The organism is Embleya sp. NPDC008237 (assembly GCF_042956465.1).
Lineage (GTDB): Bacteria > Actinomycetota > Actinomycetes > Streptomycetales > Streptomycetaceae > Embleya.
This window is the reverse complement of the sequence record NZ_JBIBGL010000005.1, coordinates 684482-711400: the sequence shown is the minus strand read 5'-3', so window position 1 is coordinate 711400 and position 26919 is coordinate 684482. Positions and strand designations below refer to the sequence as shown.

General features: G+C 68.8%; 17 protein-coding genes and 1 pseudogene. 5 read left to right on the top strand and 13 right to left on the bottom strand.

Translation table 11 applies throughout. The features are described from left to right. Positions 1 to 54: 54 nt before the first annotated feature. Positions 55 to 1365: a serine hydrolase domain-containing protein gene (locus tag ACFZBU_RS16820; RefSeq protein WP_391584314.1), complete on the top strand. Its 1311-nt coding sequence runs from the start codon at positions 55 to 57 to the stop codon at positions 1363 to 1365. Positions 1366 to 1459: 94 nt separating this feature from the next. Here the strand turns inward: ACFZBU_RS16820 and ACFZBU_RS16815 are convergent, their stop codons facing one another. The 5 genes from ACFZBU_RS16815 to ACFZBU_RS16795 form a co-directional block, all read right to left on the bottom strand. Further along, on the bottom strand, positions 1460 to 1657 hold the full coding sequence (locus tag ACFZBU_RS16815) for a hypothetical protein (protein WP_391584313.1): 198 nt from the start codon (positions 1655 to 1657) through the stop codon (positions 1460 to 1462). Positions 1658 to 1856: 199 nt separating this feature from the next. Beyond that, complete coding sequence (locus tag ACFZBU_RS16810; protein ID WP_391584312.1) at positions 1857 to 2636, bottom strand: hypothetical protein; 780 nt, start codon at positions 2634 to 2636, stop codon at positions 1857 to 1859. After that, entirely contained in the window at positions 2620 to 3849 is a 1230-nt protein-coding gene (locus tag ACFZBU_RS16805) for a hypothetical protein (protein ID WP_391584311.1), read from the bottom strand. The genes ACFZBU_RS16810 and ACFZBU_RS16805 overlap by 17 nt, the downstream gene beginning before the upstream one ends. 706 nt (positions 3850 to 4555) lie before the next feature. Beyond that, a complete protein-coding gene (locus ACFZBU_RS16800; protein ID WP_391584310.1) occupies positions 4556 to 4858 on the bottom strand; it encodes a hypothetical protein in 303 nt (100 codons plus the stop codon). Between the two features lie 222 nt (positions 4859 to 5080). Then, complete coding sequence (locus ACFZBU_RS16795) at positions 5081 to 6073, bottom strand: aldo/keto reductase (RefSeq protein WP_391584309.1); 993 nt, start codon at positions 6071 to 6073, stop codon at positions 5081 to 5083. Between the two features lie 679 nt (positions 6074 to 6752). Here ACFZBU_RS16795 and ACFZBU_RS16790 point away from each other — a divergent pair. Next, entirely contained in the window at positions 6753 to 7106 is a 354-nt protein-coding gene (locus tag ACFZBU_RS16790) for a VOC family protein (protein WP_391584308.1), read from the top strand. A 1230-nt stretch (positions 7107 to 8336) separates the two neighbouring features. Here ACFZBU_RS16790 and ACFZBU_RS16785 read toward each other — a convergent pair. From ACFZBU_RS16785 to ACFZBU_RS16775, 3 genes and pseudogenes are all read right to left on the bottom strand, one after another. Next, positions 8337 to 8783, bottom strand: a complete 447-nt coding sequence (locus ACFZBU_RS16785; RefSeq protein WP_391584307.1) for a nitroreductase family deazaflavin-dependent oxidoreductase — start codon at positions 8781 to 8783, stop codon at positions 8337 to 8339. 2004 nt (positions 8784 to 10787) lie between these two features. Then, positions 10788 to 11449: pseudogene (locus tag ACFZBU_RS16780) on the bottom strand (putative immunity protein). Positions 11450 to 11665: 216 nt separating this feature from the next. Next, a complete protein-coding gene (locus ACFZBU_RS16775; RefSeq protein ID WP_391584361.1) occupies positions 11666 to 12355 on the bottom strand; it encodes a transposase in 690 nt (229 codons plus the stop codon). Positions 12356 to 14443: 2088 nt separating this feature from the next. On the opposite strand from ACFZBU_RS16775, the gene ACFZBU_RS16770 reads away from it, so the two are divergent. Continuing rightward, the gene (locus tag ACFZBU_RS16770) at positions 14444 to 15271 is read left to right on the top strand and encodes a ParA family protein (protein WP_079026817.1); all 828 of its coding nucleotides are present in this window, start codon (positions 14444 to 14446) and stop codon (positions 15269 to 15271) included. Next, entirely contained in the window at positions 15271 to 16587 is a 1317-nt protein-coding gene (locus ACFZBU_RS16765) for a hypothetical protein (RefSeq protein ID WP_391584306.1), read from the top strand. Before ACFZBU_RS16770 ends, ACFZBU_RS16765 begins: the two co-directional genes overlap by 1 nt. A gap of 664 nt (positions 16588 to 17251) precedes the next feature. Here ACFZBU_RS16765 and ACFZBU_RS16760 read toward each other — a convergent pair. From ACFZBU_RS16760 to ACFZBU_RS16750, 3 genes are all read right to left on the bottom strand, one after another. Continuing rightward, positions 17252 to 19309 (bottom strand): hypothetical protein, encoded by a 2058-nt coding sequence (locus tag ACFZBU_RS16760; protein ID WP_391584305.1) that lies wholly within the window; start codon positions 19307 to 19309, stop codon positions 17252 to 17254. A 387-nt stretch (positions 19310 to 19696) separates the two neighbouring features. Next, positions 19697 to 20164: a hypothetical protein gene (locus tag ACFZBU_RS16755; protein WP_020554288.1), complete on the bottom strand. Its 468-nt coding sequence runs from the start codon at positions 20162 to 20164 to the stop codon at positions 19697 to 19699. A gap of 15 nt (positions 20165 to 20179) precedes the next feature. Beyond that, positions 20180 to 20320 (bottom strand): hypothetical protein, encoded by a 141-nt coding sequence (locus ACFZBU_RS16750; RefSeq protein ID WP_391584304.1) that lies wholly within the window; start codon positions 20318 to 20320, stop codon positions 20180 to 20182. 912 nt (positions 20321 to 21232) lie between these two features. Here ACFZBU_RS16750 and ACFZBU_RS16745 point away from each other — a divergent pair. Beyond that, positions 21233 to 21949 (top strand): HAD family hydrolase, encoded by a 717-nt coding sequence (locus ACFZBU_RS16745; RefSeq protein WP_391584303.1) that lies wholly within the window; start codon positions 21233 to 21235, stop codon positions 21947 to 21949. A 76-nt stretch (positions 21950 to 22025) separates the two neighbouring features. On the opposite strand, the gene dnaN is transcribed toward ACFZBU_RS16745, so the two are convergent. Together dnaN and ACFZBU_RS16735 are read right to left on the bottom strand one after the other, a co-directional pair. Continuing rightward, positions 22026 to 23195, bottom strand: coding sequence for a DNA polymerase III subunit beta (dnaN, locus tag ACFZBU_RS16740; RefSeq protein WP_391584302.1), 1170 nt, complete (start codon positions 23193 to 23195; stop codon positions 22026 to 22028). A gap of 2315 nt (positions 23196 to 25510) precedes the next feature. Further along, positions 25511 to 26833 carry an amidohydrolase family protein gene (locus tag ACFZBU_RS16735; protein WP_391584301.1) on the bottom strand — a complete coding sequence of 441 codons (1323 nt, stop codon included), beginning with the start codon at positions 26831 to 26833 and terminating at the stop codon, positions 25511 to 25513. Positions 26834 to 26919: the final 86 nt, after the last annotated feature.

The following is a 26919-nucleotide window of genomic DNA, read 5'->3' as shown; positions in this document are numbered from 1 at the left end:
TACCTCCAGCCTGCGGTATCGGTGGGCGTCCCGGCGCCGCCTAACTTTCCTGGCATGAGAAACCACCTTCACGCCGCTCCACTGAAGTCGACGACGAAGTTGGCGCTGACCTTGGCGCTGAGCACCGCCGCAGCCGCCGTCGTGATCGCTCCACCCGCCGCGGGGGCGAAGGCGGGCGCGGGGGCAACGCCATCCTGCTCGCCGATCGCCAACGACAAGTCGGATATCGGCAAGAGGGTCGACGACACGACGGCCATCGGCGACACCGTCACGCACGACCTCGCCAACACCTTCGACCTACCCGACTACAGGCAGCTGCATCGCAATGCCGAGGCGGTATCGGCTCTGGGAATCCCGGCCGTTCAGGCGAGGGCGACGACGCGTCGGGCCACCTGCGCCGCGCGCGTCGGCGTCGCCGATGTGCGCACCGGACGTGCGATCCCCGCCGACGGCGCGTTCCGAATCGCCAGCACGTCCAAGGCCTTCACCGCAACCGTGGTTCTCCAACTCGTCGGCGAGGGTCGCCTGCAACTCGACGACCGGGTCGAACGATGGCTGCCCGGGATCGTGGCCGGCCGCCCGATCACGATCCGCCAACTGCTCCAGCACACCGCGGGCCTGCAGGACGCCATCCCGACCTGGAACACGAAGGCGGAATACCTGAGGATGCGCTATCAGCGCTACTCCACGGAGGAGTTGGTGGCGCACGGGGTCGCCCTGCCGCAGCTCTTCGAGCCCGGCGAAGGCTGGGCCTACTCCAACACCGGCTACATGATCGCCGAACTGCTCATCGAACGCATCACCGGGCAGCCGTGGGACCGCGAGTTCGACCGCCGCATCTTCCGACCGCTGGGCATGCGGCACACCTATTCGCCCGGAACCTCACCGGAGATCCGACTGCCGCACGCCAAGCAGTACCAGCGCTTCGACGGCGAACTCGTCGACGTCACCTCCCAGATCCCCGCCTACGCGACCGGCGGCATCGTCTCCACCACCCGCGATCTCGACACCTTCTTCCGGGCACTCCTCGGCGGACGCCTGCTGCGCCCCGCCGAATTGACCGCGATGAAGACCACCCGGCCGGTCGGCCCCGAGATCGAACCGTTCTGGCCCGACGGCCGATACGGCCTCGGGCTGGTCTCGCGTCCGCTGCCCGGCGGCGGACGCTACTGGGGTCACGACGGCGGCGATTCGGGCTCCATCGTGACCGTCGGCGTCACCGAGGACGGCCGACGAGGGGCGGTGGTCTCCATGAACTTCGCACTCGACGGAAGCATGCCCGAAACGCTCTCCCAGCAACGCGCTGCCGACAAGGTCGTCACCGACGCGCTCCGGCCACCCCGCCAGGCGCCGTCCCGCAATTGATCCTCGACGATGCCAGGACAGCCTCGCCCATCGCAGCGGCAGCCCCGACCCCCGCGGCCTGGAGTGTTCTCACGTCCGTTCTCATGTCCCGTTCTCATGTTCCGTTCTCACGTTCGGGCCGATGCGCCCCGGCGAGTAGCACCACGCAGGCCCCGACGCTCAGCAGCCCACCGGCGAGGAAGGTGCCCCGCACGTCGCCAAACGCCAGAATCAGTCCCCCGAGCGCGGCACCCGCTGCGATGCCGGCGTTGCAGGCACCGGAGTTCGCGTGCGCAGTCAGCAGCCGCGCCACGAGGCCCGCCCCGCAACCGCACAACCTCTCTCCGCCCTCGCCCTCGCCCATCGTCCCTGCGCCGCAGCCCCGTCCATGCAGGTACCTCACCGGGCCCCAGCCGCCCACCGCAACCAAATTCATCCGGCATTCGACGCGGGAGCACGCACGGGCCGAACGCCGATCCACATTGCCGCGTCGGCCTCCACAACCGCCGAGGTCAGACGGGCAGCAGCAGATCGCTCTCGCTGACGGTGTATGTCAGCAGGGGATAGATGAAGTCCGTTTCGTTGTTCTCACGGCGCCGTAGTCGGTAAAACTCCTGCTTCTGCTCATCGTCGGCCGACACGAGGCGCGCACCCTGCGGGAGGTAAACATGTCCGTCGCGAAACCGAACGAAGGTCTTTGACGTTCGGAAGGTCACACCCAACCATTGGTTGTCCGCCGTCCGGACGGCGGACGCGTCCAATACGATTTTGTGTCGGAGTCGCCGATTCGATGCGACAGAAAACGCGACGATACTGTTGTGGGCGAGAGGGATCTCGAACGTCTCGCCACCGGGCTCGGACTCCTTTGATGCGAAGATCAGCTTCCTCGGCGGGCTCGCTTCGGGATACCGGTAGCAGGAGAAGACCGCGATAAACGACTCATCGGCCAGGTCGAGGGCCTGGTCGGAGTGGCTGCCCATGGTTGTGTAAGCGTTCGTGTAGCTCTCGATGAGAGCGTTGTTGAAGCCGACCGACAGCCCCGCACGTTCTAGAACCTGTTGCGCCAGCCGTTCGTGCACCTCCCGGAAACGCTGCGCCGGGCTGCTGTATCGAGTGGTGGTACGAACGAGAGGCACACCCCCCGCCTCGTCGACCCTGGCAAGCACGGCGCCCCGCCGGCCCTTTCCCACGTCTTCCCAACGAGCCGACGCGGACAGCTCCGCAAAAAGATTCTCCTCGGTCGGCAGAGCACACGAGAGGATCTCTTCCGAGATCCTAGATTCGGGGGGCAACGTAGTCTCCCGTGTTCATACTGAAGAGAGGTTCGTCACCGTAATCGATGAACGACGAGGTCCTGTTCTCCTCGGCGTACAGCCTGCGCAGCTCGTTCATGCCGTCCGGTGTGGGCGGCCCCAACTTCAGCAAGTCTCCGGCCACTTTGAGGAACGTCTGACCGTTCTTGTGAACTGCTTCGGCGCTCGAACAGCGCACCACGTATCCCAGGCGGGTCGGGAGCGATTCGGCGTCCAACGTCGACGGCCGGATTTCGTGCGTATACAGGCGGTTGGTGGACAGCGGCATGAAGAACACGGAGCCGGGATAGAGAGTCAGGGTGAACTGCGTGGGCAGCGCGACCTCGTCGCGTCCTTCGGTCGGTTCCTTGAGGCGGAAGTGAAGTTTGGTCAGCCCGCCCGCACCCTTCACCCCGAAGTCGAAGGGGTCTTCGGCCAAGGGCTGCAGCTTGTCGAGCCCGTCATAAAACGTGCAGAAGGCCATGATGCCATTGACGGGCATGTCCTTGGTCTTGTCGGCATGAGCCGAGATCTTGGCCTTGGACTGCTTGCGCTCGGCCGTGGCAAGGGTGTTGTGGTAGATCTGCGCGAGGACGTGATTCAGCGGTGCCTGGTTCCGGAAGACGGTGGCGGCCTCGCGGTTCAGAGCCTCGACGATGCGCGTATCGGTCGGGCGAAAGCTCTCGGTCGGCCCCGAGAGATTCGTGGAGCACCGGAGCAGGCGGAAATGTAGTTCGTCACCGTTTCGTGTGACGGGCGTCAGATAGATTCCGCTGCGATGGGCTGTTCCGGGCTTGGTGGACTCCGTCAGGGACTGGAACGCGTGCTCCGCACTGATCCGCCCGAAGTAATCCCCGCCGAGCCCGAAAAAGCGGCGGTAATACACGCCGATGCCATGCACGCGGATGGGAACTCGGCCGAGGTCGACGAAGGTCCACGGGGTGTCCACGTCCTCGCGGTAACCGTGTGCCAGCTCCCGGATAACGAATACCCGAGCAGCCGCATGCAGTTGGCGGCGGCTGATCCCGGATATATCACCACACAGGTAGACAGTCTTCAGTGCGAGGTCGGGCGAACCGGAAGCAAGGTCCTCCGGCGTGATCGTGGACCCGAAGAAATCCCTGATCAAGTCATTATCGTGCAACATCGAAGGCGCAACCAGGATATTGCTCGCATCCTCGATGCAGGCTTCGGGCGGCTCTGTCGCGGACATCAAACGGTACCTGCCATTCGCAGACCCTAACGAATTTGCTCAAAACCGTGGACATGGCAAAGGCCCGCACTCTCATTCGCGTTGCGAAGCATAAATGAAAGGAGACGGACCGTTGAACCTTGATGCTCTCACGGGCCTCGACAGCGGGCAACGGGGTTCTACTGCATGGGCGCGGTGCAAAGAGCGCTCGGCAAGGCCGGGAGGCAGGCAGCCGGGAGGCAAGCCGCCGGGCGGACGGGCGGACGAACGGGCGGACGGCTCGCGGCAATCGCGCTGTACCGGTCGGGGTGATGCTGGTGCCCTGCCCAATGCGCAAGAACCTCCCGCAGGACGTCGCGGGCGCGGTCTTCGGTGTCAGCCAGTTTACCGCCGGCTGCCGAAGGGACCTGCCGACGCCGATCATCCGGCGGGCCGTCGCGTCCTTCATCCACGCCCGCCGGATATCGCCGGAGCCGGAACACTGCCAGTCGACGGCATCGAACCCGCTCCGATCAACCCGCTGCCCGAGACCGAACCACCCGCCGTCGACACGGCTTTCACCACTCGGCTTCCAAGCTCCGCAAGCCCTCGTCGAACAAGTCGTCGCAACACCCAAGGGCCGGCGCACCACGGCCAACAAGGCAGCCGCCGGGAGATGTTCGGCCGGTCGTGTGTGTGCGCAGCCGCGCTCCGCGTCCGACCCCGCACCCGAACGCGTGCCACAACCTCAGCTCGGCAAGGCGCCCGGCGCCAACACCAGGCCTGCTGCCGCGAGGAAGGCCTCAAGGCTGATGACGCCGCCGCCGGTGCCGTCGTCCCATTCGGCCAGGACCCCCGAAAGGCCCTCGTTCCACGAGTCCGGCGTTTCGGCATCATCGTCAGGGCCGGGATGCCACTCGACACAACCCACACCATGCCGGTATCGGAGGTACAAGTACTGGCCGTCTGCCGTCCAGGCGTTCCACTGCGACGGGTAGGCAGAACACGTCTGCACAACCCGCATCAGCGTGCGACCCGCATCCCTACCCATCCGACGATGGTCACGCAGCAGCAGACCCCTGGCAATCGACTTCGGGCCGCCGTCACCAGCGCATCAAACAGCAGCCGGACGCCCGCCACCAATGATCGCCCGGACAACCAACCGGACCTCGCCATCGTTTGCAGGGCGGCCGCGCGAACCGACCCGGTCGGAGCCGCTCGCGGTTGATCGCGGTGGATGGCACGGTCCGGACGCCCGGAAAGTCGGGCGGGTTCAGCGGCCGAACCGTGACTGCAACTGCTCGGGGAGACGTTCGCCCTGGATCCGGATGTTGGCGGCGGCCTCTTCGATCCGATGTAGGTCGCCGGATGTCAGCTCGACGTCGAGTGCGCCCAGGTTCTCTTCCAGGCGGTGCAGCTTGGTGGTGCCGGGGATCGGCACGAACCACGGCTTCTGCGCCAGCACCCAGGCGAGAGCGATCTGAGCCGGCGTGGCTCCTTTGTCGTCGGCAATCTGCCGCAGCAGGTCGACCAGCACCTGGTTGGCTTGCCGTGCTTCAGGGCTGAAGCGCGGAAGCAGGCGGCGGAGGTCGTCGTCGGCCAGCGAGGTGCTGGAATCGATCTTGCCGGTCAAAAATCCTTTGCCGAGCGGGCTGTAGGGCACCAGACCGATGCCCAATTCCTCCAAGGTCGGAATGATTTCGGTTTCGTGCTCGCGCATCCAGAGCGAGTACTCGCTTTGCAGTGCCGTCACCGGCTGCACGGCGTGGGCGCGACGAATCGTCGCGGCGCCGGCCTCGGACAAGCCGAAGTGCTTTACCTTGCCTTCGGCGATCAGCTCCTTGACCGTGCCGGCCACGTCCTCAATGGGCACGTTGGGGTCGACGCGGTGTTGGTAGAGCAGGTCGATGCTCTCGGTTCGAAGACGCTTGAGCGAGGCCTCGGTCACCCGGCGGATCTGCTCGGGTCTGCTGTCGACCCCGGACATCGGGGTCGGCCCGTGCTCGCCGTGCTTGATACCGAACTTGGTGGCGATCACCACCTGGTCGCGGACCGGTGCCAGCGCCCGACCCACCAGGTCCTCATTTGTAAACGGTCCGTAGACCTCGGCAGTGTCGAAGAACGTCACGCCGTGGTCAACGGCCGCCCGCAGCAGCTTCGTCATCTCGGCTGTGTCTTGTGGCTGACCGTAGAAGAAACTCATGCCCATACAGCCGAGCCCGAGAGCCGAGACTTCGAGGTTTTGTCCTAGTTTGCGTTGTTGCATTAAAGATACTCCGGGGATATCGGTCGTCTGGCTCCCGCGTATTTCGTATTCAGCCGGGAGCCGGTATCGAGGTTGGGCAGCTTTCCGGGACGCCGGCGAGGCCCTGGTGACACGGGAATGCCCTGAACGCTATGGCCTTGGAGTGCACTCCAAGCAAGCGGAACAGGTAAGGAATCGGCAGGGCGCCCCCGCGGAACGGCGGCCCCCCTGGCTGCTGCCGGGCCGCAGGACCGCTTAGGCCCGTGGGCATGTCCTTGCAGAGCCTCGCGTTGATCGAAAACCGGCCGGTTCCCGCTGCCACGGCGGACGTGCTGCGGGCCGACGAAACGATTCGGAGCCGTACGCAGCCGGCCGATCAGCACGGCCGTCTCCGCCTCGGTCGCCCGCTCCCAGGCCCTGCTCCCAGCAGACTTCGGCATCCGACTCTCGGTCGGACGCACCGGCCAGTCCTGGGACAACGCACTCGCCGAGTCGTCTTCCGACACCCTCAAATCGACCTGGGAACGGGCCGCGGTGGTGTCCCCTGGAGTGGTGTAGCGGCGGTCACTTCTCGCGACTTGCTGCCGCCACATCGCGCTACCACACCGCTCTGCGGGATACGATCCGCGCACCGGACCGGCGGTCGACGGTACTTACCCCCAGCCCTGGCAGCCGGCCGACCCCGTTTATGCTCACGCCCATGGCACTCGAATGGGAACAGATCATCGTCGACTCCTCCGACCCCATCGCCCTCGGGCGCTGGTGGGCCGAGGCTCTCGGCTGGGTAGTGGTCGACGAATCCGAGGAGATCATCGAAATCCGGCCTGAGCCGGACCGGATGCCGGGGCTGCTCTTCGTGCCTGTCCCCGAGGGCAAGACGTCGAAGAACCGGCTCCACCCCGACTTCCGCCCCGACGACCAGGAGGCCGAGGTCGCCCGGCTGCTCTCCCTCGGTGCCCGGCGCGCCGACACCGTGCAGGGCGAGCAGCACTGGGTAACCCTCCTCGACCCGGAGGGCAACGAATTCTGTGTCCTGGGTGATCGGAAGAACTGAGCCGGGCCGGGCAGCCGTTCGGGCGGAGGCGCCGGACGGTTTCGCCCACCCACAGCCGCCCCAGCCGCTGCTCGCCGACCCGGCTGCGCCGGGTGCTCCGACCATGGTCCATGCATGGCTCCGGCCGGCGCGTTGACGACGCGCGGCTCGACCCGGACGACCTACGAGCCGGCCCCGGCCGACACGGGCGGCCGCACGCGCCGAGGCCAACATCCGCAGGCTGCACGGCAATACGAAGCCCTACTCGAGGCCTGACCACCACAAAGACGCTGTCCGCCAAAGCGAAGCAAGCTCATTCCCCCCTGCTCCGCCACCGCCGGGCGTCACCCAGCCCGCGTCTCCATCCACTCGGCCGCCGCCGGGTCGATGGGGGAGAGCGCGAAGGGTCCGCGAGGTCCAGCTGCGCGATCACACCGGCGGGGGCCCGGCCTCTGTCGGAACGATGCCTTCCGGACCCTCACCACGCAGGGGCCGTCCGCCCGGCTTGGCGTACGACTTCCCACCAACCGGTTCAACAATGTGCATTCATGGGCCAACTGGAGTTCACGATCAGATAGACGCATTTGTCAGGAGTGCGGCGCATCTCTGCACGACGCTCTGACCTGCGGCGATGCCGTGTATGCCGTTCTGAGAGGCTGGAGCGGGAAGGCATAGAGGATCACACCAACCTGCGGTGGATACTGGCTTACACGGGGATTCTCACATATGCGCAGGTCAGAAGGGGTCTCCGGCCGACCCCGCAGCAGTCGGTGGCGAGAGCGGTGCTCTCCCGGGGTGCGGCAAGGTGGAGAGCGGGTCGAGTTGCTCGGGCAGTTCGCGGGCGGCAGTTCGCGGGCGACGGGCGCGTCCAGGACGCGACGGATGGTCTTCGGGGCGACCCGGTGTTGTCCGGCGAGCGCCTTGACGGCGACTCTCTGGCGGTACGCCTGCTCGACATCGGCGACGCGGTCCCCGTCCGGCGCGGCCGGGCGGCGCGGCACCTGCCGGCGGTTTCGGTGGCGGCGGCGACGCCTTCGCGGGTTTTCTCGCTCAACACGTCGCGCCGCAAGTCCCGCATGGCAACGAGGACAAAGACCGCCATCCTGGTGCCGGGGTCGTCGGATGCGAGCTCGATGCCCGACAGTGGCCCGGACTCGACGCGCAGGTGCAGACCTCGGCAAATGCCCCTGCCACTCCGGGCCTTCGTCCGTTCGCATGGCCGGGGGCAGGCTCTCGCAAGACCGTCCGGCTCTACCACGCGCACGGGTCCAGCACGAAGACGGGGATCACGCGGTCGGTGTTCTCCTGATATTCCGCGTATGTCGGAAACGCGGCGACCGCGCGCTTCCACCACTCGGCCCTCTCGTCCCCGGCAACCTCACGGGCCGTCATGTCCTGGCATACGGCACCGTCCCGGAGATCCACGTGCGGGTCGGACCTGAGGTTGAAGTACCAGTCCGGATGACGCGGGAAGCCTCCCTTCGAGGCCACGGCCGCATACCGTCCCTCGTGCTCCACGCGCATCAGCGGGATCTTGCGAAGCTTGCCGCTCCGCGCACCGCGCGACGTGAGAATGACGACGGGCAGGCCCGTGTCCCATAGCGTCGTCCCCTGCGTGCCGCCCGAACTCTCGTACAGCTCGACCTGTTCGCGGATCCACCGAGCCGGACTCGGCCCGTAGTCGCCCTCGAGAGGCATGGTGTCCACCCGTCATCGATTGCGGATTATGCTGCGCATTCCCACCATTTCAGTGCAAGTGACCTGATCCAAGCACCCTGCCCCGAGTAGCGAAGATTGGATCGATCGCGACGCCGAGGGATGGGGGAGCTGAGTCCGCCTGGTCCCCGCACTCGTGGAAGCCGACCGTGCCGGTTGTCGAACTTCAGCAGAAGCGCGAGGCCCAACCGCGTCCCGCCACGTCTCCCCGTGACCAGGTCCGCGTCGTCATCGAGCACCGTTCAGTGCTCCACCAACTCGTCCATGCCCACCAGGTGCCGCGTCATGGAGAGCCTGCGACATCCGACGCGGCCGCGCTGATTGGGACGCCCCTTGCTTCGATCCGATGACCTGTAGACGAGGTTGGTGCTGTTCGTTTCCCCGCCCTGGTGAGTGTGCGGACGCACACTCAGGGCGTCCTGAAGGGCTCGGTCCAATGGCAGTAGTGGCGGTGAGGGGTCGAGCCTCAAAGCCAAAGGGGCTGGCAGTCGCTCCAGCAGCGGGACCGGTTCTCATCGTTCCTCGCCCGTGAAACAGTCAGGGGAGAAGCGCTCGACGAGCCCACCGGTGGCCGGACTCGCGTGCTGCCAGGTGATCAAGAGGTCCATACGGGCGCCATTTTTGGCGCCCGACTGTATGGCATGACACCAAGGTACAAGCACCTCTTGCGTCCGAGTCCGATGTGGATGATCTAGGCAATCGAGGGCCCTGACCTGCATGTTTCACAAGTTCACAACTCATACAACGCAACATGTTGCGGAAATTGCATCGAAGAGTACTCGGCGGACTGTTCTCAGAAGTGTCCTTGAGTATGTTGCGCAATGTAGAGCGTGAGTCGCATGGCATGGTGCACGTTGGAAAGTGACGTGACATGTTCACGCTTCTAGTACGGAATATGCTCGGTGAACTACAACGCTAAAACGGCGTCTGTGCGGGCGGGTGTGCGGGTGTGTGTTACGGCGGGTGTGTGGGTGTAGGTGTGTGTGGATCGATGGACGTGCGGTTCTGCGGATGGGCGTAAGGGTGGGTGGGTAGCTATGCGTTCGGGCGTACGGATGGAGCTATGAATGGATGTACGCGTGGGTGGATGGATGGATGGATGGGCGAACGGTCGGATGTAGGGGTGAAGCGATGGATGTTGATACGGGTGTAGCAGTGGTTGTGACGACGTGCGGGTGGACGGATGAACGGGTGAGTGGTCGGGCGGAACAGCGGGCGGAGCAATGAGTGTGCGGCTGGAGCTCTGAATGTGCGTGTAGGTGGATGGACGGGTGTATGGACGTACGTGCGGGTGGGCGGAGCGATGTTGGGATGGTCGGGCGTTCATTTGGACGGGCCGGTGGGTGGGTGGCTCTATGGGCGACACGAACGATGAGTGGTTGGACGGGCGTAACTGCGGATGGGCGGAGCAATGGATCTGTGGCTGGGTGGCCGCCTGTGCGGGCGGGCGTTGGGGTGGACCTTGCGATGTACGGCCGTATGGGTGGCTGGATGAGTGGGTGACCGGACGGACGTACAGGCGGGCGGATGAGCGAAGCGATCGATCGAACGATCTGTCTTCGGATGGCTCTGCCTTCGGGCGTACGGAGCGAGCGACGGATCACCGTTCGGGCGGGCGGCTCGGCGGAACGACGGCCGGGTGCAGGAAACGCTCTGCGGACGGCACGAACTGCGTTGCCGACGGCGGGTGTGCGGCCGGAACGGCGGATGGTTGAGCCGTACGACGGGTGGCTGACCGACCGGACGTGTCTGCGGATTGGTCGGTCCACGGAACGCGCACACGGTCGCCGAGTCAGCGGCCGGGCCTACGTCCGGACCGATCCGACGGTCTTACGAGCAACCGAGCTGCGGCTCACCGGACGGCCGGTGCTACGTGCGGCCGGCGCGACGGCCCACTCGAACCACGGCGCTCGCAAGCAACCGGCGGTCGGAGCAACGCACGGTCGGGCCGGTCTTCCTGTAGGCGCGCGGCCGACACACGCAAGCTCACGACGCACGGATCTGCGGCCGGAAGGGCCTCTCTACGGCTCTGTGACTGCCTGGACGGGCAAAGCCCACAGCCGAACAACGGATCGGCCGCCGTGGAGCCCTCACGGACGCCAGAACGATCCGACGGGCAACCGCCGGCCGCATGCCACAGCCGCTCGACCACTGGGTGAACGAACACACGCGCCGACGGGCGGACAGCCGAACGAGCACCCGAATGCCCAGACGGTCGGATGGCCGACCCGACCGACAGTCCGGACCCCGGATAGCCGGCGGGGCAGAGGGACGGGCAGGCGGACGGGCCTTGATCGCGTAGGCGGCCGCGCCGAGTTCGTGAGCGGCGACGTGGGCGACGACACCGGCCTGGCCGGCGGCGTACGCGGCATGTCGCGCTGCTCCCGCAGCTCTCTGGCTGCCCTCATCGCATGGCCACCAGCCGCGCGGGCCGGCATCATCTCGACCTCGCCACGCACCCATGCCCGGGCATGCTCGATCGCCCGGCGTGGCCGCGAATCCCCGGGCCGGGCCGACTCGAAGAGGCCCAGGACGTCTCTGCACACGAGGCAGGCCAGAAGCGCGAGGAGACGGTGATCCGCGTCGGTGAGGGTCCCACCACGGCGGATCGTCACGAAGCGAGGGGCCCGAACCTTGGGGAGAATCATGATCTGCGATTCCTCCTGCGTGCATCGGCGCCACTCGCTGCAGCGTGCCCTTGCGGCCGGCCGGCCGCCTCGACCTGGTGCCGGCAATGATCCGCTGTGCTCGCCGGACCCCTACCGCAACCCCAGCAGACCCGAGAGCCACGGTGGCCGACAGGTCGGGCGACCTTCGCCGTGGACACCGGCGGCGGCCGATCGGCACGGGGTCCTCTATCGCCCTCACACCGGACCCGTGACCTGCAACTTCTCAGCTCGCTCGCGGTAGTCGTGTTCGACGTGCCACGCAGATTCGTGAGCCGGACGCACTCCGCCCAGGGGGCGTTCGGGGCGGTTCGTCAGCCGGTGGTCGGTGAGCGCGTCCGCGCCGTCCGGGCCCTCGGTGAGCAGGGTGAACGCGGGCGGCTCTCCGTTTCGGGCGACGCAGGTCTCGTTCGCGGCGGCTCGGGCGAGCCGGTCCGGAACTTCGCCGCAGGGCGCACCACGGAGGTGGCGAACCGTGAGCGCATCGCATCGCGGGAACCCTCCCCACCGCACGACCTCGACGAACGCCCCCCGCCCTGCGGCGACGGCGTGTTCGACCATCGGTCGGGCCCGGGTCCGACACGGCGGCACGGGACGCGGTCCCGGGCCCGAGTACACGATCACCGACGGGGCCGCGTTGCCGGCTTGGGCCAGGTCGTCGCCGCGCACCGTAACCACGAAGTCGAGGCCCCGTGCGTCGAGTTCGTAACCGGACTCGCCGGCCTGCCTGTAGCCCGCGTCCCTCACGACCACCGGCGGGACCAGGCCCCACCCGGCCAGGGTGTCGATCGTGTCCAGCGCCAGACGCCACTTCTCCGGCCGCCCGGCCCCTTCCAGGACACCCACCCGGGCACAGCGCGCCTGGGCGGCGGCCCACTCCCCGGGCAGGAACCGTTACGGGGGTGTTGTCGGATGCGGCCGGCGACGCGCGGTTCGTTCTCGGGTAGAGGCCCCGGGTGCGTCCGGGGCGGCCCCGGCGCGGTCCCCGTCGGCGGCCGAATCTCGGTCGGCCTGCCTGCCTGTCCGGGCGTGGGTGAGGCCGAGCCCACGGTCCTTCCGTGGCCCTTTTCGCCGCGCCGCCGGAAACTCGGATCCGGCGCGGGGCGCCCGGGCCGGGGCTGCGGGGCGGTCAAGGCGACGCAGCAACAGCCTCGCGTTGTCGCCCGACCGCCTCTGGGGGCCTTCAGCCGGCCCCTGAGGGGCCCCTCGGCCACCAAGCGGCTCCGGCACGACGTCGACACAAGCAGCGGCGTAGGCAGCAACGCAGGCTGCGGAGTGCAGAGTTGTGAACCGGCAGGAGGTCTCCCGTGCTGTCCTCCACGACCGGAGGAGCGCGGCTCCCGGCGCCGCACCCCCGAGAAGCGGGGCCCAGCGGGCAGTGCAGCGGGCAGACCGCCATGGCCACCAGCGCTCGCGCGGCAGCCATGGCGCTTCGCGGTACACGCCGGCCCGGTCCGCGGCGGCGCCTGGCGCGGGCGCTGCCGCGTCGACCGGGGCATGAGTCAGACCGGTGTGGTCCGCCGGCCGACACCGCAGACGCGGACGACGCATCACGACCCCCGACCCCCGCGCATCGGCGGGCGACGGGCGACGGGCGACGGCCCTGGTCGGCCGGGATCTTCGCCCGGGCCGGCAGCGTCCGGTACGGCGCGAAGGTGCGGCTCGGACGTGCGGCCCGGACGTGCGGGCCGGACGTCCGGCCTCGTCATGCGGCGACACCACCTGCCCGGCCACCGGCCGGGGTCCGCACTGCTCGGCCGGCGTCGTCCACATCGTCACGCGCAAGGTCATCGGTTGGGCGACCGCGAGCATCTGCGTGTGGACCCGGTCGCCGACGCGTGGTGCGATGCGGTCCGCGAGGCCCGCCCCGTTGCGGGAGGGATCTTCCGTTCGGCCTGTGGGTGCCGGCTCCCCAGCCACGAATTCGCGTTCCCTGCGCAGGAGTTCGGTATACGGATCTCGGTCGGCCGCACGGACCGGTTCCGGGGCGGCGCATTCGCCGAGTCGAGCTTCGCCATCCTCGGGGACGGCCTCGACACCGACCGGGCCCCTGGCCCAGCTGGGTTGCCGCCCGCGTCGAGGTCTTCGAGTACGGCGCGAGTCGGTTCGACCTACGCAGGCTGCACGGCAGCCTCGGCGGCCGGACACCGGCGGATACGAAGCCGCATTCGCCGCGCGGGCTGGCCGCCGCAGCGACTCTGGCCGCGGCCATAGCGGAGCAGCTCGGTCGCGGCCGGAGCCGCTCCCGGGCAACACCGACAGGGCTGCCCACCACATGCCACCCGCGAACCTGCCGAACCTGCCGAACCTGCCGCTGTCGCCCGACGCTCCTGGCCCAGACCCGCTCCCGGCCGGATTCGATGCGCATCATGCCCCGTTGGCAGCCCTCCCCGTCACCCACATACCGCTCAGGCGCCGATCGCGAGTCGTGGTCCGAGACGCGAGGACGAGACGCGGACCCGACCTACGAACCTGACCCACGCCCCGACGCACGAGCCCGAGACGGACCTCACACGGACCCGGAGGGGTGAAGTTGCCGGCCCGTCCGGGTGTCGTCTGGAGCTCGGCCGGGTCGACCATTCGGGCTGTGTCTCGATATGTCGAACGGGTGACCTATAAATCGAGAGTTCCATCGGCAATTCGTGCGTCAAAAGAGCCTGTTGGGGGCGTTGATTCGGCCGACCAAACGGGTTAACCGGGACATACGGGTGGGTTTTCCGAGTGTCACAGTGAATTTTGAGAATCCGCTGCTAACCTGACAGACAAATCTTAGGCCGGACCCCTCAAGGACGTCTTGGAGGTTCTGCCCGCTAGATCCTGGTTCGTTGCGCTTTCGGGCTTCCGACGGAAGTATCGAGCAGCTACCCCGGAGGTACGTCGTCTTCCCTGTCAGGTGCAGCGGACGGCTCTGACAGGCCACCGGCAGAAACCCGGCTCCCGCAGGCGGCCGGTCGGCTCTACTTGAGAGGACGCACGATGGGTGCAGTAGTGGCGGTGGCCAGCCAGAAGGGGGGTCCCGGGAAGACGACAACGACGGTGAACCTCGCGAGCGCTCTGGCGATCAACGGCTTTCACGCCCTCGTGGTCGACCTGGAGCCCCAGGCGCAGGCCGGCGTCGCACTCGGCGTGGTCCCGCAGCCCCAGCGCTCGGTCGGCTTCGCGCTCTATGCGCAGCTGAACGGCATGACGCCCGACGTGCCGGAGATGATCTTCGACCGCAGCGAGCTGCTCAAGTCCTTCGAGACCACCGGCAGCCTCAGCCTCTTCGGCTCGGTGCAGAGCACGATGGTCGACGCCGAGCGCAAGATCGCCGGAATGGACTTTTCCACCACCGGGATCCTGCGGCGCATCCTCGAACCCATCCGGCGGACCCCGACGATCATCCTGATCGACACCCCGCCCAGCGTCAGTGCCCTGTCCGCGGTCGCCCTCGCCGCCGCCGACTTCGTGGTCGCGGTGTGCGAACCGCTGTACGCGACCGTCCAGGGCGCCGCCGTGATCAAGGGCCTGACCGCCGCCACGTCCGAGCGCACCCTCGGCGAGTGTGAGCCGCGCTTCATCGGCACCGTCATCAACAAGGCCAACGCCCCGTCCCGCCGCACCAGCGAGGACGACCAGGTCGAGCAGCGGCTGGCCGACTACGGCCTCGACCCCTTCCAGACGCAGATCCGCCGGGACAGCCGGATCTCGCAGGCGTACGAAATCGGGCGCCCCGTCTGCATAGAGCAACCGAACATCGCCGCGAGCGTTGCCTACACCGAGCTGGCCATCGAACTGTTCGACCGTGTGAAGCAGGCAGCCTGATGACAGACGAGAAGCCCGCGCCCAAGTCGAGGGCCAAAGCGCGAAAGGCCCCTGCCGTCCAGTCGTCGGTCCTGGCCGCCGCGCTCCAGGACGCCATGAACGGCAGCTTCCTCAACTCGGGCACCGACTCGACGGCGGCGCTTCTGGCACAGATGGGCGGCGGCAGCGGATCCGGCGGTACGACGTCGGGGCCGCCGTTCAAGAACGCGGCGCCTGCCGTACCGGCTCCCGCACCCGCACCGACCCCGGAGCCGACCCCGGAGCCCGAGCCCGTCCACGCGGCGGCGGCACCCGCCACCGAGGAGGCCACCGTCCCGGCGGCCCCGCGCGTCGAGGCGCCGCCGGCCCCCGAGGCCGTGTCCCAGCCTGCCCAGGAACCGACGCCGGAGCCGGTCGCGGCCCCCACCCCGGAACCCGTAGCGGAGCCCACCCGGACCACGACCGCGCAGGCCACCCCGGAACCGACGGCTCCGGCCCAGGCTCCACGGCCCGAGCCGGCAGCCCACGTCGAGCCCACCCGGAACCAGGCCCCCACCGCACCGCCCACTCCGGAGCCTCTCCCCGTGGCGGCCCGCCCGGAGCCGACTCCCGAGCCGGCCCCGAACGTGCCGACTCTCGCCGCCGAACCGGCACCCGAGCCCAGGCCCGCCCCCGAGCCCGAGCCCACAAAGGCCCAGGGCCAGGCCCAGGCTCCCGCGGCCGAACCGGCACCCCGTGCTCCCGAGCCGGTCCGGGCTCCTCCGGCCCAGCCCGCCAAGGCGTCCGCACCCGCGAAGGCGTCGGCTGCCCGCGTACCCCGACGCAGCGCTCCGGCACCGGCCGCCCCGACCCCGGTCGGTACCGGCTCCGCCGACGAGCGGTCGGCGCATGCTTCGCTGCTCGATAGCTTTCTCGACGCGCGGATAAACTCGAAGGGTTGGGAGACCTGGGGTTTCCGGCTCCTGCCCGACGTCAAGGCGCGCCTGGGCAAGCGACTCACCGCCGACAAGCGTTCGTCGCAGAACCGGCGGCTGGCGCTCGGCCACTACCTCAACGCCGCATTGCTCGAACTCCCCGACGACAACGACGAGCAGATCGAAATGATCCGCTCGTTCCTGCGTGCCAGGGGCGGTATCACCGACCCCAGCCAGTCCTCCAGCTACCGGGTGAGCCCGGCCGTGTACGAACTCGCGCGCGACCTGGACACCGAGCTCACCGCGACCGAGAAGCGCGGTCTGGTCGTGTATCTGTTCTCGGCCGCCGTCGAACTGTTCCTCGAACGCCTCGACGCCGAGGGCGCCCTCGGCCGCCCCGAGATCTTCTCGCCCCAGCAGTAATCCGCCGTCGGCGGGCACGGAGGCCATCCAGTCCCCCGTGCCCGCCGACGGCGCTCTCATGTCGGCCGCCGGAACGTCTCCTGTCGGGCAATCGCCGGCGCAACTGCCGCAGCAGGCCGCCGAGAACGCCGAGCGGGGTAGCCGGATTCCGTCGCAGCAGCAGCGGCAAAACGATGTCAAAAGTTACCTTTCAGCCATGGCCACGGTCCACGAGCCTCCGACCGCGCGGCAGCCCCGCGCCCTTGCCCGAGCCCCCGGACCGACCACAACCGGCTTCATCCGCAGGCGCCAGGCGCCAGGTACGAGGTGCCCAGTGCCCGGCGCCCCGTGCCGCCGCGCCGCCGTGCAGGCCGCGCCTACACGCGTGAACCCGCACGAACCGCATACGAAACCCACACAAACTCGCGCGAATCAACGCGAATCTTGCGGAAATGCCCCGCAGCCCGCACACTCCACTCCGAACCGGCAGCCCGAATAAGCCTGTTCAACAACAAAAGATATGAAACGCGACAAATCATCCCGCTTGTCGCCCACTTCGCAACGGCCCGCTCGCGCATCGAACCATCCCCGACCCCGGCACCGGACCTCGAAGCCGCCCAGCGGCCCCCTGACGGCACATTGATCGGCCGGCCACCTCGCCGCCCATCCACCACCGCCAAGACGCTCAGAACGCCGCCTGGAGCGTTCGGAGCACCCCTTCCGCAGCTCCGGCGGCCGACTCCCGGTCCTCGCGGCAGTCCGCGCAGACCCCGTCCTCACGCAGGCCACGAACCGCCCGGTCGCAGTCGTCGCAGGTCCCGATCGGCGCCGGAGCCACCATCGGCCGGACCTCCGCCGGCCTCGCGACCGCAGCAACCGCCGTCGCCTGCCGAGCCCGGTGCGCGGCCCGCCGTTCGGCGCCGAAGCGCTCGTCCGCCTCGGCCCGCCGATCCCGGTCCTGCCGAGCGCAGTTGCGGCACGCGAACGGGTCCCCGACCACGCCTGCCCCAGGACCGGCCGTGGGCAGCCACAGGCGGCCGTCCTCGCAGTTCGGGTCCTCGCACCCACGCCGGGCCAGTCCGCGGCCTCCCAGCCAGCCCACAGGGCTCCTGACGGCCCCTTCCTGGGTCCGCCAGCGGTCCGCCAGCCGGGCGAACACCCGATCCGCGTCGCCGACTTCGGCCACGGCCCGATCGACCAGACCCGCGGCCACGACTCGCTGCCCGATGCTCATCCTGGCCACCAGCGGCTCGATCCCGGCGAACGCCTTCGCCGCCGTGGCGGAGATGGTGGTCCGGTGGTTCGGCGTCGGTGCGGGGCGAGTTCGACGGGGTTCCGCCGCAGGCGTCCCGGACGCAGGTGTCGCCGGCAAGGCCGTTTGCGGGCTCCTCGCAGGCTCGTGCCCGTCTACCACGGAAGACGCCCTTCGGGCGGAACCCCCCTGGGAGTCCGCGTTCATCTGTAGGTCAATCGGAGTGTCTTCCTTATACGTGACGGAGGTCCCAACCCCCTGCGGACCCGACGTCCATTGACCCTCCGCACCCAGGCTCCGACCTGCCGAAATGCCGTTCCCAGTGGGCTCGGAGGGGCCCTCGGCGCCCACTCCCGAGAGGACGTTTCCGGGTGTCGCGGAAGTCACCCGCAACTCCCCCGCGGTCACCGCGCGAGTCGTCTCCGCAACCTCGTTCCCGGTCTCGTTCCGGACCTCGACGCCGGCCTCGATCTCGATCCCGATTCTCTCGCCGCCATGCGCAAACGCACGACCACACGTGACGACACGCGCTCCGTCGGTAGTCCAGTCGGTGTTCCGGTCGGTCGTCTCCGCACGTGTCGCGTGCTGCGCACCGACGGCGTCGATCACGATTCCGCCCGCCGCTGCGTACTCGGTTGCGTACTCGGCGTACTCCTCGGTCACCACTGCGTCCACCAAGCCGGGATCCCCGTTCTCTCCCGTCTCGCCGATCCCCCCGGCCCTAACGGCTCCACCAATCCCACCAGTCCCACCAGTCCCACCGGGAAATTCCGCAGCGAAGATGTCGACCGGCTCGACCGCCTCGGCGTCCACACCGGCGTCCACACCGGCGGCGGTCGGCTCGTGGTCGCTCGGGTGCTCGAAGGGTCGAAGCGGTACGAGCATGTTGCGGCCCTGCCATCCCTCGCGGCGGCCCACCTCCACCCAGCCCCAGCGCTCCAGGTCGGCGACCACGCCGCGGGCGGCGCGCACGCTCACCGGCTCGCCGATCCGGCGTCCGGACTGGTGCCGCAGCACGTCGGCGAGCTCGGCGTAGGTCAGGTGGTGGCCGCGGGCGCGGGCGTAGCAGATGACCGCATACGCCCGGGCATGCCGGTGCGGGACCGCACCCAGGAGGGCGACGGGCACCATCACCCACGGCTCGCCCTTTTCCGGTGTGCGCAGTCGGCGGACCGCCGAAGTCCCGGTGCCGGAGGGCTTGGTGCGGCGTACGACGGTGAGTTCCTCGCCTGCGGTGAGCTGCTTCTGCGCGGCGTACAAGGACGACGGGGCCTTGAGGGCGATCCGGCCGTCGGGCTGGGTCACCGAACGGACGGTCAGGCCCAGGTAGCGGGCGATCGTGGTCAGGTCGGCGATGCAGCCGGGCTGGTTGGGGCCGGCCGCCAGGTGGCCGACCTTGGCGGCGAAGACGAAGGCCAGGTCGCTGTACGCCTCGCCGGTCACCACCCGCAGCGGGACCTTGACCGAGGCCCGGCGGACCGAGTCCGGCATGGTCGGATCGACGCCTCGGGCGCCGCCGACGCGAACTCGCGCAGCGCGCAAGGCGGCACGGACCCGAGCCTGCATCGTGAATCCAGAGGATTCGGGCACACTTGAAGAGGGCAAGGACCTGGCTGAAGACAGCACTGGGCCTGCCTCGGGGATCGCAGGTATGATCTGCTCCTGAAGCTGGTGAAGAGAAAGAGGTAGGGGTGACCCGACCGTTCGGCGCGTGGAAGTACCGGAACGGCTGGGTCTCACTGTTCGGTTGTGTAAGCGGCCGACAGGCCTCCTTTCTCCGACGGCGCCCCTAGGGGCGCTGAGCTGCGAGCGAGTGGACTAGGGCTGGACTCCTAGGCCACTCGCTCTGCTTTTGGGGCAGAACTTCCCGAGCGGTGGTCAGGCGGCACCGTGGCGTCGTCCGACCTGCTCCTGTTCGGCGGCGAGGGCCCGCAGAGCCTGCTGGGCCCACGCGCCGAGCGTGAGGTACTGGTAAGGCGTGTTCTCTTCGACGAACCGCAGCGCGAGAGCGGCGTGTTCGCTCGGTCGAACGGCCAGGTCGGCTCCCGAGGGATGCACGTAAAGGCCGGTCATCGGGTCGACATCGGCGAGATCGCCCACTCGTGAGTGCTCGATGGCCAGGTGCTCCCACAGGCGCAGACGTTGTGGCGTGTTGCGCGCATAGTTCTCGCCCGGCCAGCTGATCCTTCGCAATGCCTCGAAGGTGAGCAGGGGCAATACGTCGCTGGGCGAGAGCACCGTCGGGTGCAGCACGTTTCGGTCCCGTGCCTCGTAGCCCACCTTGCTGGGCAGACCCGCGATGGCCGCGAGCCTCGCCACGGTCCAACGCTCCCGGGAAGTGGCCATGACCGTCCTTTCGTGTCAACGACCGAACCCTATCGCGATCTCCGGCAAATAACTTCCTGTCAGGAGAGTCGGCGTGTCGCGCATCGCGATGTGGCCGTCACGAGAACCGCGCAAAAGCCCAGAAAACAAGGCATTGCCGTTGTGTTCGATCTGCATGTTGGAAGATCCGCCCCGCACATCCATCCCCTGTCACGCATGAATACCCAGGCGTCGAGTGTGTGCTCCGTTGCGTGATCCAGTGCTTGAGCGAGCGCCTGATCCACCGTTCGGACCATCGTTCGACCGGCCGTTCCAGTGCGCCGACGCGCCGTCGTGAGACCCGCCGCGAGAGCTACCGGCGGGTCCACCGCGCGGGCCGCCGTTTCGCCCGTCGCTCCGACCGGCCGCCCACGTCTCCGTGCATCCGTCGCCCGCTCCGCACAGCCGCCCACACACCCGCACATACAGCCATGCGTCTTGACGAACGCGTTGGGACTCAGAAAGCCATGCATGTACATGGACATCACGACGCACATATCACCGGACACCCTCCCGTGCGGATTGCCGCACAGATCGCCATGCAAGTTGCAGGTCAATGGCTGTTTGAGAGGGATTGGTCGACGGCCGTGCATACACAGGAGCGCGAGTCGGCACGGCGCCGGGACGTGGTCCTGGTCGGTTGTTCCTTGCGCCGAATGGCGATGGATTGTCGGTATCGGATGGGCTCCGGTGCGATGCGATCAGTGCGAGAAATGTGAGGGGATCGTCTGGAAAGGCATGTGGATTCGCCTTCGTGCCGGATGTGCCGGTGGCGCGGAAAGGATGCGGAAAGAGCGCGGGAAGGGCGTGGCAAGGGCGTGGCGATGGTGCGGTGGTCGTGCGGTGATCGTGAGGAAGGGGCGCGGAGGGACCGGGCGGCGCGGGGGTCGGAATGCCGAGGGGTCGAGCAACAGTGGCGACACGGGCAGTGATCGCGCTCTGTGATCTTCGCAATACGCTCGGTGGACCCCGGCGTTCGTGCGAAAAGAGCCCAATGCAATGCTTCGAGGCAGCCGCCGTGCGGGGCGGTTGTCGATGATCGGAGTGTTCATGACGACTGATGGAGCCGATTCCCGGCTGGTGTTGTGGGACATCGACCACACGCTGATCGACGGCGGGACGGTGGCCCGACGGGCGTACGCGGCGGCATTTCGTCAGGTGGCCGGGCGTTCGCTGGACCATCCCTGGCAGTTCGACGGACGTACCGAGTTGGCCATGGCGAGTGATGTGCTGCGTGCGCACGGGCTGCCGCCGGAGGGCGCCATGCTCGACGCCTTCCTGGACCTGATCATCGCCGAACTGCGGGATCGTGAAGCCGAGTTGGTTGCCGAGGGCCGGGTCCTCGCCGGGGCGTCCGAGGCGCTCACCGCCCTGGGGGCGATACCGGGGGTGTGCCAGTCGGTGCTGACCGGTAACACGTACGCGCTCGCGGTGCTGAAGATGCGGGTCTTCGGCCTTGCCGACCACGTGGACTTCCGAGTGGGCGCGTACGGCGACGACGCCTACGAGCGGGTCGACCTGCCGGCCCGGGCCTTCGCGCGTACCGAGGAGCACCTCGGCCGGCGGCACGTCGGCGCGGACACCGTGATCGTCGGCGACACCCCGCGCGACGTCGCGACCGCCCGGGCCGTGGGCGCGTGGTCCGTCGCGGTGGCGACCGGGACGACGAGCGCGGCGGACCTGGCGGCGGCGGGTGCCGATGTCGTCCTGCCGGACCTGGCCGATACGGACGCGGTGCTCGGCGCGCTGCTGGGTCCGGTGCGGTGAGGGCACGTGCGTGCGGGGTCGGCCGATGCCGACCACCCGGCCACTCGGCGTTCGCCGCTGCGCTCGGTCCGACCGGTCAGGCGGCGCGCATCGGCATCAGCAGGTAGCGGTAGTCCGGGTCGTCGGCGTCGCTCCGCCCGGGGGTGTCGTGGGGGAGCGGCCCGTCGGCTGCGTCGGGTGCGCCGTCCGTCAGGATGGTCGGCTTCGTCGGCGTGCTGAACGACAGGCGTGCGGTCGGCGTGCGGAGCGCGGCCAGGCCGTCCAGGAGGTGGGCCGGGTTGAAGGCGACCCTGGTCGGCTCGCCGGTCAGGGCGCTCGGCAGCGTCGCGCCCGCCTCGGCCTCGTCGGTACTGCCGGCCTCGACCCGGAGCGACTCCGGCCCGAACGACAACCGGACCGGGGCGTTGCGGGTGACCACGGGCGACACCCGACGCAGGGCCTCGATCAGTGCCGCGGCCTCGATGGTTGCGACGGCGGTCGTCTCGTTGTCGAACAGCCAGTCGTAGCGCGGGAATTCGTGGTCGAGCAGGCGCGTCGTGGCGTGCCGCCCGTTCCCGGCCAGGCCGAGCAGGCCGCGACGACCCGACTCCGGTCCGAGGGCGAGGTGGAGGTCCGCGTCGATTCCGGAGTGTTTGGTCAATTCGGCCAGCATCCTGGCCGGCACCAGGGCCGTCCTGGCCGGATCCTCGGTGACCGGCTGCCAGGGCAGGCGTCGGACCGCCAACCGGTAACGGTCGGTGGCGGCCAGGACCAGTGCGTCGTGTGTCAGGTGCAGTCGGATGGCGGTGAGTACCGGCAGGCTCTCGTCCCGGGCCGCGGCGATCGCGACCTGCGCGACGCCTTCGGCGAAGGCGGCCGCCCGCACGGTGCCCGCGGTCTCTGGGAGCAGCGGCGTGGCCGGGTAGTCGGCGAGGGCCGGCAGCGGCAGCGCGAAGTAGGCACCTGCGCAGGTCACCCGGGCCCGGGCCGGGTCCACGGTGAGGTCGACCGGTTGATCGCGGGGGAGCGCGCGGGCGATGTCGGCGAGCAGTCGGCCCGGGACCAGGATCTCGCCGACCCGGGCGACCTCGGCGGCGACCTCGATGCCGGCCGAGACCTCGTAGTTGTACGCGGAGACGGCCAGGGTGCCGTCGGCCGCCTTGAGCCGAAAGGCGGCGAGAGCGGGGACGACCGGCCGCGCGGGCAGCGCGCGAACGGCCCAGCCGATGGCCTCGACGAGGCGGTCGCGGGTTATCCGTACCTTCACAGTGGCCCTTTCCGGAACTCGACGAGGGGAGGGAGGGGTGGTGTGCTCGCCTGGTGATCGAATCCTTGTTCGAATGTCGGGGGAGTGAGACTAACGGGGCGCTCGGACAGTCGGCGTCGGGTGAGGACGACCCACGTGCCGTTCCAGCCGACGGCGGGGCGCGGATCGAGCTCCCGCCGGGCTCGATCGGGTGCGGATGGACGGATGGCGTTCGGCATGAGGGAGGTTCGACCGGGCGCGGTTCGGCCCGGGGAGGTCTCACCGGATGAGGCTTGAGGGGACGGCTCGACGGGCGAAGCTCGACCGTGGGGCGAGGGCGACGCGCGGCGGGTTTGCATCATCACGGTTGAGCGCCATGGAGAGGTGGGGAGGGCCGGTGTTCTCTACGCTGCTCGCTGCCCGGGAGCATTGCTCTCGGTGGGATGGGAGCGCGCTGCTCGCTATGGAGAGCGCCGCTCTTGGTGGCTTGCGCTGCTCGTGTGTGTGAGCAGTGCTCTTTGTTCGGTGCACCGTTCGCGGCGGGATGCACATTCGTTGAGTGGTGCGCTGCTCGCTGTGGAGAGCACTGCTCTCGAAGGGGGATGGGAGTGCACCGCTCGCTAGGAAGTGCACTGCTCTCGGTGGGATGCACTGCTATTGGTGGGTTGCGCCGCTTGCGGGTGTGAGCAGTGCTCTCTGTTCGGTGCACCGTTCGCGGCGGAACGCACATTCGTTGAGTGGTGCGCTGTTCGCTGCGGAGAGCGCCGCTCTTGAGGGGATGGGAGGGTACCGCTCGCTACGGAGGGCAGTGCTCTCGGTGGATGCGCCGCTTGTATGTGAGAGCAGTGCCTTTTTCGGTGCACCGTCGCGGCGGAACGCACAGTCTTCAGTGAGCGCTGCTCGCTGCGGAGAGCACTGCTCTCGGTGGGATGGGAGTGCGCCGCTCGCTACGAAGTGCACTGCTCTTGGTGGGTTGCGCTGCCCTGCGGGTGAAGCAGTGCTCTTTGTTAGGTGCACTGCTCCCAGCGGAATGCACAGTCTTCAGTGAGCGCTGCTCGCTTTGGAGAGCGCTGCTCTCGGTGGGATGCACTGCTCCTGGTGGTTTGCGCTGCCTGCGGGTGGGAGCGAGCAGCGCTCTTTGTTCGGTGCACTGCTCGCAGCGGAATGCACAGTCTTGAGCGAGCGCTGCTCGCCGCGGAGAGCACTGCTCTTGGTGGGATGGGAGGGCACCGCTCGCTACGGAGTGCACTGCTCTCGGTGTGCGTTGCTCGCCGCGGAGAGCGCTGCTCTCGGTAGAGTGCGCTGCTCGTGTTCGGGTGCACCGCTCGCTATCTGGTGCGCTGTTCGCGATGCGGAGCACCACTCGCTGTGGGACAACATGGGCGCACGACGAAGGGCGGCGGTACGTCGCCGCCCTCCACCGCGCATTATGTGTTCGGCCGCAGCCCCCGGCCCCAGCCCCAGCGCCGGGCCGCTGGTCTCGCCCCGCTCCCGGCCCCGGTCTCGACGTCCACGTCGACGTCGAAACCGGGGCCGGCCTGGGTTACCTCGTTGTGTGGTAGACGTACGCCGCCAGGATGCCGAAGGCCACGAGGGAGAGCAGTCGGGCCTTCACGCGCTGGCCGCGGGTGAGCGGGGCGCTCGGTGGTGCGTACATCGGGCCCCCGCCGCCACCTCCCTGACCGCCGTTCCCTCCGCAGGTCGGGCACGGCATCATCGCCTGCATCCTGCCGGATCCGCCGCATCCCGAACAGGACCAATTGCTGTCCTGGCCCATGCCGTTCTGGCCGGATCCGCCGCATCCGTTGCAGATCTGGTCCATCGGGACCCAGCCCTGTCCGGAACAACCCCCGCAGTACCCCACCCTGTACCTCCTGTGGCGATCCCCCGCTCCCTGGGTCCAGAGCCTGCATGACGGCCTCGTGCAGGTCAACGGACGCAAAGGCGGGGATCGGTGAACCGTGCGGGCACACGAGGTGCCGCCGCCGCACCGCGATGCTCTCCCAGCGGTGTTCCCTTGGCGGTGGCCTCTTGGCGGCGGTCCCCTGGCCGTGGTCCCGTGTCGGCGGTCCTTCGTCGGCGGCCCCTCCTCCCCTCGGGACCGCCGGTGTTCGCCGGGCGGATGCGTCAGCTCGTGCCGGGCATCGTGCGTCAGCCCATACCGCCCCAGGTGTGTCGGCCCGTACTGTCCCGGCGGGTCAGCCTGTATTGGCCCGGCGGGCCGACCCGTAGCGTCCCGGCGAGTCAACCCATACCGACCCGGCGGATCAACCCGTACCGACCCGGCGGATCAACCCGTACCGACCCGGCGGATCAACCCATACCGACCCGGCGGGTCAGCCCGTAGCGGCCAGGTGTTCGGCGGACTTTCGGGCGTTGGTGATGGCGTCGGTCAGGTGCGGGTGGGTGAGTCGGCCTGCCTGCTTGACGGTTCGGCCGGCGACCAGGACGGTGTCGACGTTGCCCGCGTGGGCGGATGCCACCACGGCTCCGGCGATGTCGTGGGACGCGCCGACCAGGTTGATCGCGTCCGCGCGCAGCAGGATCAGGTCGGCCTGCTTGCCCACCGCCAGGGATCCGATGCGATCGGCCAGGCCCAGCGCGGCGGCTCCCCCGATGGTCGCCATGCGCAGCATGTCGGTCGCGAACAACCTTGGCCCGTCCGCGAGTTGGCTGGTGAGCAGGGCGGCGCGGAGCAGCGAGAACATGTCGCCCGGACCGCTGGTGACCACGTCGACGCCGAGCCCGGTGACCAGCCCCGTGGCGTGGGCGCGGTTGATCATCGGTGCGCCGTGTCCCATCTGGGCCTCGATGTGCGGCGCGATCGAGAGGGTGCCGCCGGAGTCGGCGATCATCGCGAGTTCGTCGTCGGGGAGCGAGTTGCCGTGGATGTAGAGGGTGCGCGCGTTCAACAGGCCGTGCTCGCGCAGGGCTTCGATGGGACGTTGGGCGACCGGGCCGCTGCCGACGTGTACGGCCAGTGGGATGTCGAGGTCGGCGGCCAGGCGCCAGTCCTGTTCGACCAGGTCGATCGGGGTGTACGACGGGCCGCCGGGGGCGAGCGCGAGGGTGACCAGGTCGTCGTCGCCGGCGAACAGGCGTTTACGCAGGTCGCGGACGATGCGGGGGTCGCGGGCGGCGGGGTCGAACGGCGGATGGCCGTAGCCGAACACCGCGCGGATGCCGGCAGCGCGCAGCCCGTGTACCGCCGCTTCGCCGTGTTCGGCGCGGTGCTGGACGTGGGAGAAGTCGTGCACGGTGGTGATGCCCGAGTCCAGACATTCCAGTGCGCCGACGAGGTTGCCGGCGTACACGTCCTCGGGGCGCATCGCCGGGGAGAGCCGGCCGAGCACCCGGCCGAGGTAGTCGCCGAGGTCGCTGTCGACGGCCACCGCGCGCAGCACGGACTGCCACACGTGGCGGTGGGTGTCGACGAATCCGGGCAGCACGATCCGGTCGCGGGCGTCGACGACTTCGGCTCCTTCGGCGGACAGGTCCGGACCGACGGCGGCGATTGCGCCGTGCTCGATCAGGACGTCGGTGTCGGGCCGGGCGGTGACGTGCGGGTCGGTGTCGACGACGGTGCCGCCGCGCAGGAGCAGTCGGGTGGGGGAGGGCGCGGCGGAAGGGGTCGGCGCGGCGGTGGGATGGGTGGACATCAGGGCCTCCGAGAAGGGTCGGGCAGGTGTGGTCGTGTCGGCGATCGGCGGTGGTGCCGGCACCGGTGCCCGCATCGACCCCCGCA

Bases quoted from the DNA above. Each gene is read 5' to 3' on its own strand.
- ACFZBU_RS16765 (WP_391584306.1), top strand. From the start codon at position 15,271: ATGACAGACGAGAAGCCCGCGCCCAAGTCGAGGGCCAAAGCGCGAAAG.
- ACFZBU_RS16760 (WP_391584305.1), bottom strand. From the start codon at position 19,309: ATGCCGGACTCGGTCCGCCGGGCCTCGGTCAAGGTCCCGCTGCGGGTG.
- ACFZBU_RS16750 (WP_391584304.1), bottom strand. From the start codon at position 20,320: ATGCAGATCGAACACAACGGCAATGCCTTGTTTTCTGGGCTTTTGCGC.
- ACFZBU_RS16745 (WP_391584303.1), top strand. From the start codon at position 21,233: ATGACGACTGATGGAGCCGATTCCCGGCTGGTGTTGTGGGACATCGAC.
- ACFZBU_RS16795 (WP_391584309.1), bottom strand. From the start codon at position 6,073: ATGCAACAACGCAAACTAGGACAAAACCTCGAAGTCTCGGCTCTCGGG.
- ACFZBU_RS16785 (WP_391584307.1), bottom strand. From the start codon at position 8,783: ATGCCTCTCGAGGGCGACTACGGGCCGAGTCCGGCTCGGTGGATCCGC.
- ACFZBU_RS16790 (WP_391584308.1), top strand. From the start codon at position 6,753: ATGGCACTCGAATGGGAACAGATCATCGTCGACTCCTCCGACCCCATC.
- ACFZBU_RS16735 (WP_391584301.1), bottom strand. From the start codon at position 26,833: ATGTCCACCCATCCCACCGCCGCGCCGACCCCTTCCGCCGCGCCCTCC.
- ACFZBU_RS16755 (WP_020554288.1), bottom strand. From the start codon at position 20,164: ATGGCCACTTCCCGGGAGCGTTGGACCGTGGCGAGGCTCGCGGCCATC.
- ACFZBU_RS16800 (WP_391584310.1), bottom strand. From the start codon at position 4,858: ATGGGTAGGGATGCGGGTCGCACGCTGATGCGGGTTGTGCAGACGTGT.
- ACFZBU_RS16770 (WP_079026817.1), top strand. From the start codon at position 14,444: ATGGGTGCAGTAGTGGCGGTGGCCAGCCAGAAGGGGGGTCCCGGGAAG.
- ACFZBU_RS16820 (WP_391584314.1), top strand. From the start codon at position 55: ATGAGAAACCACCTTCACGCCGCTCCACTGAAGTCGACGACGAAGTTG.
- ACFZBU_RS16805 (WP_391584311.1), bottom strand. From the start codon at position 3,849: ATGTCCGCGACAGAGCCGCCCGAAGCCTGCATCGAGGATGCGAGCAAT.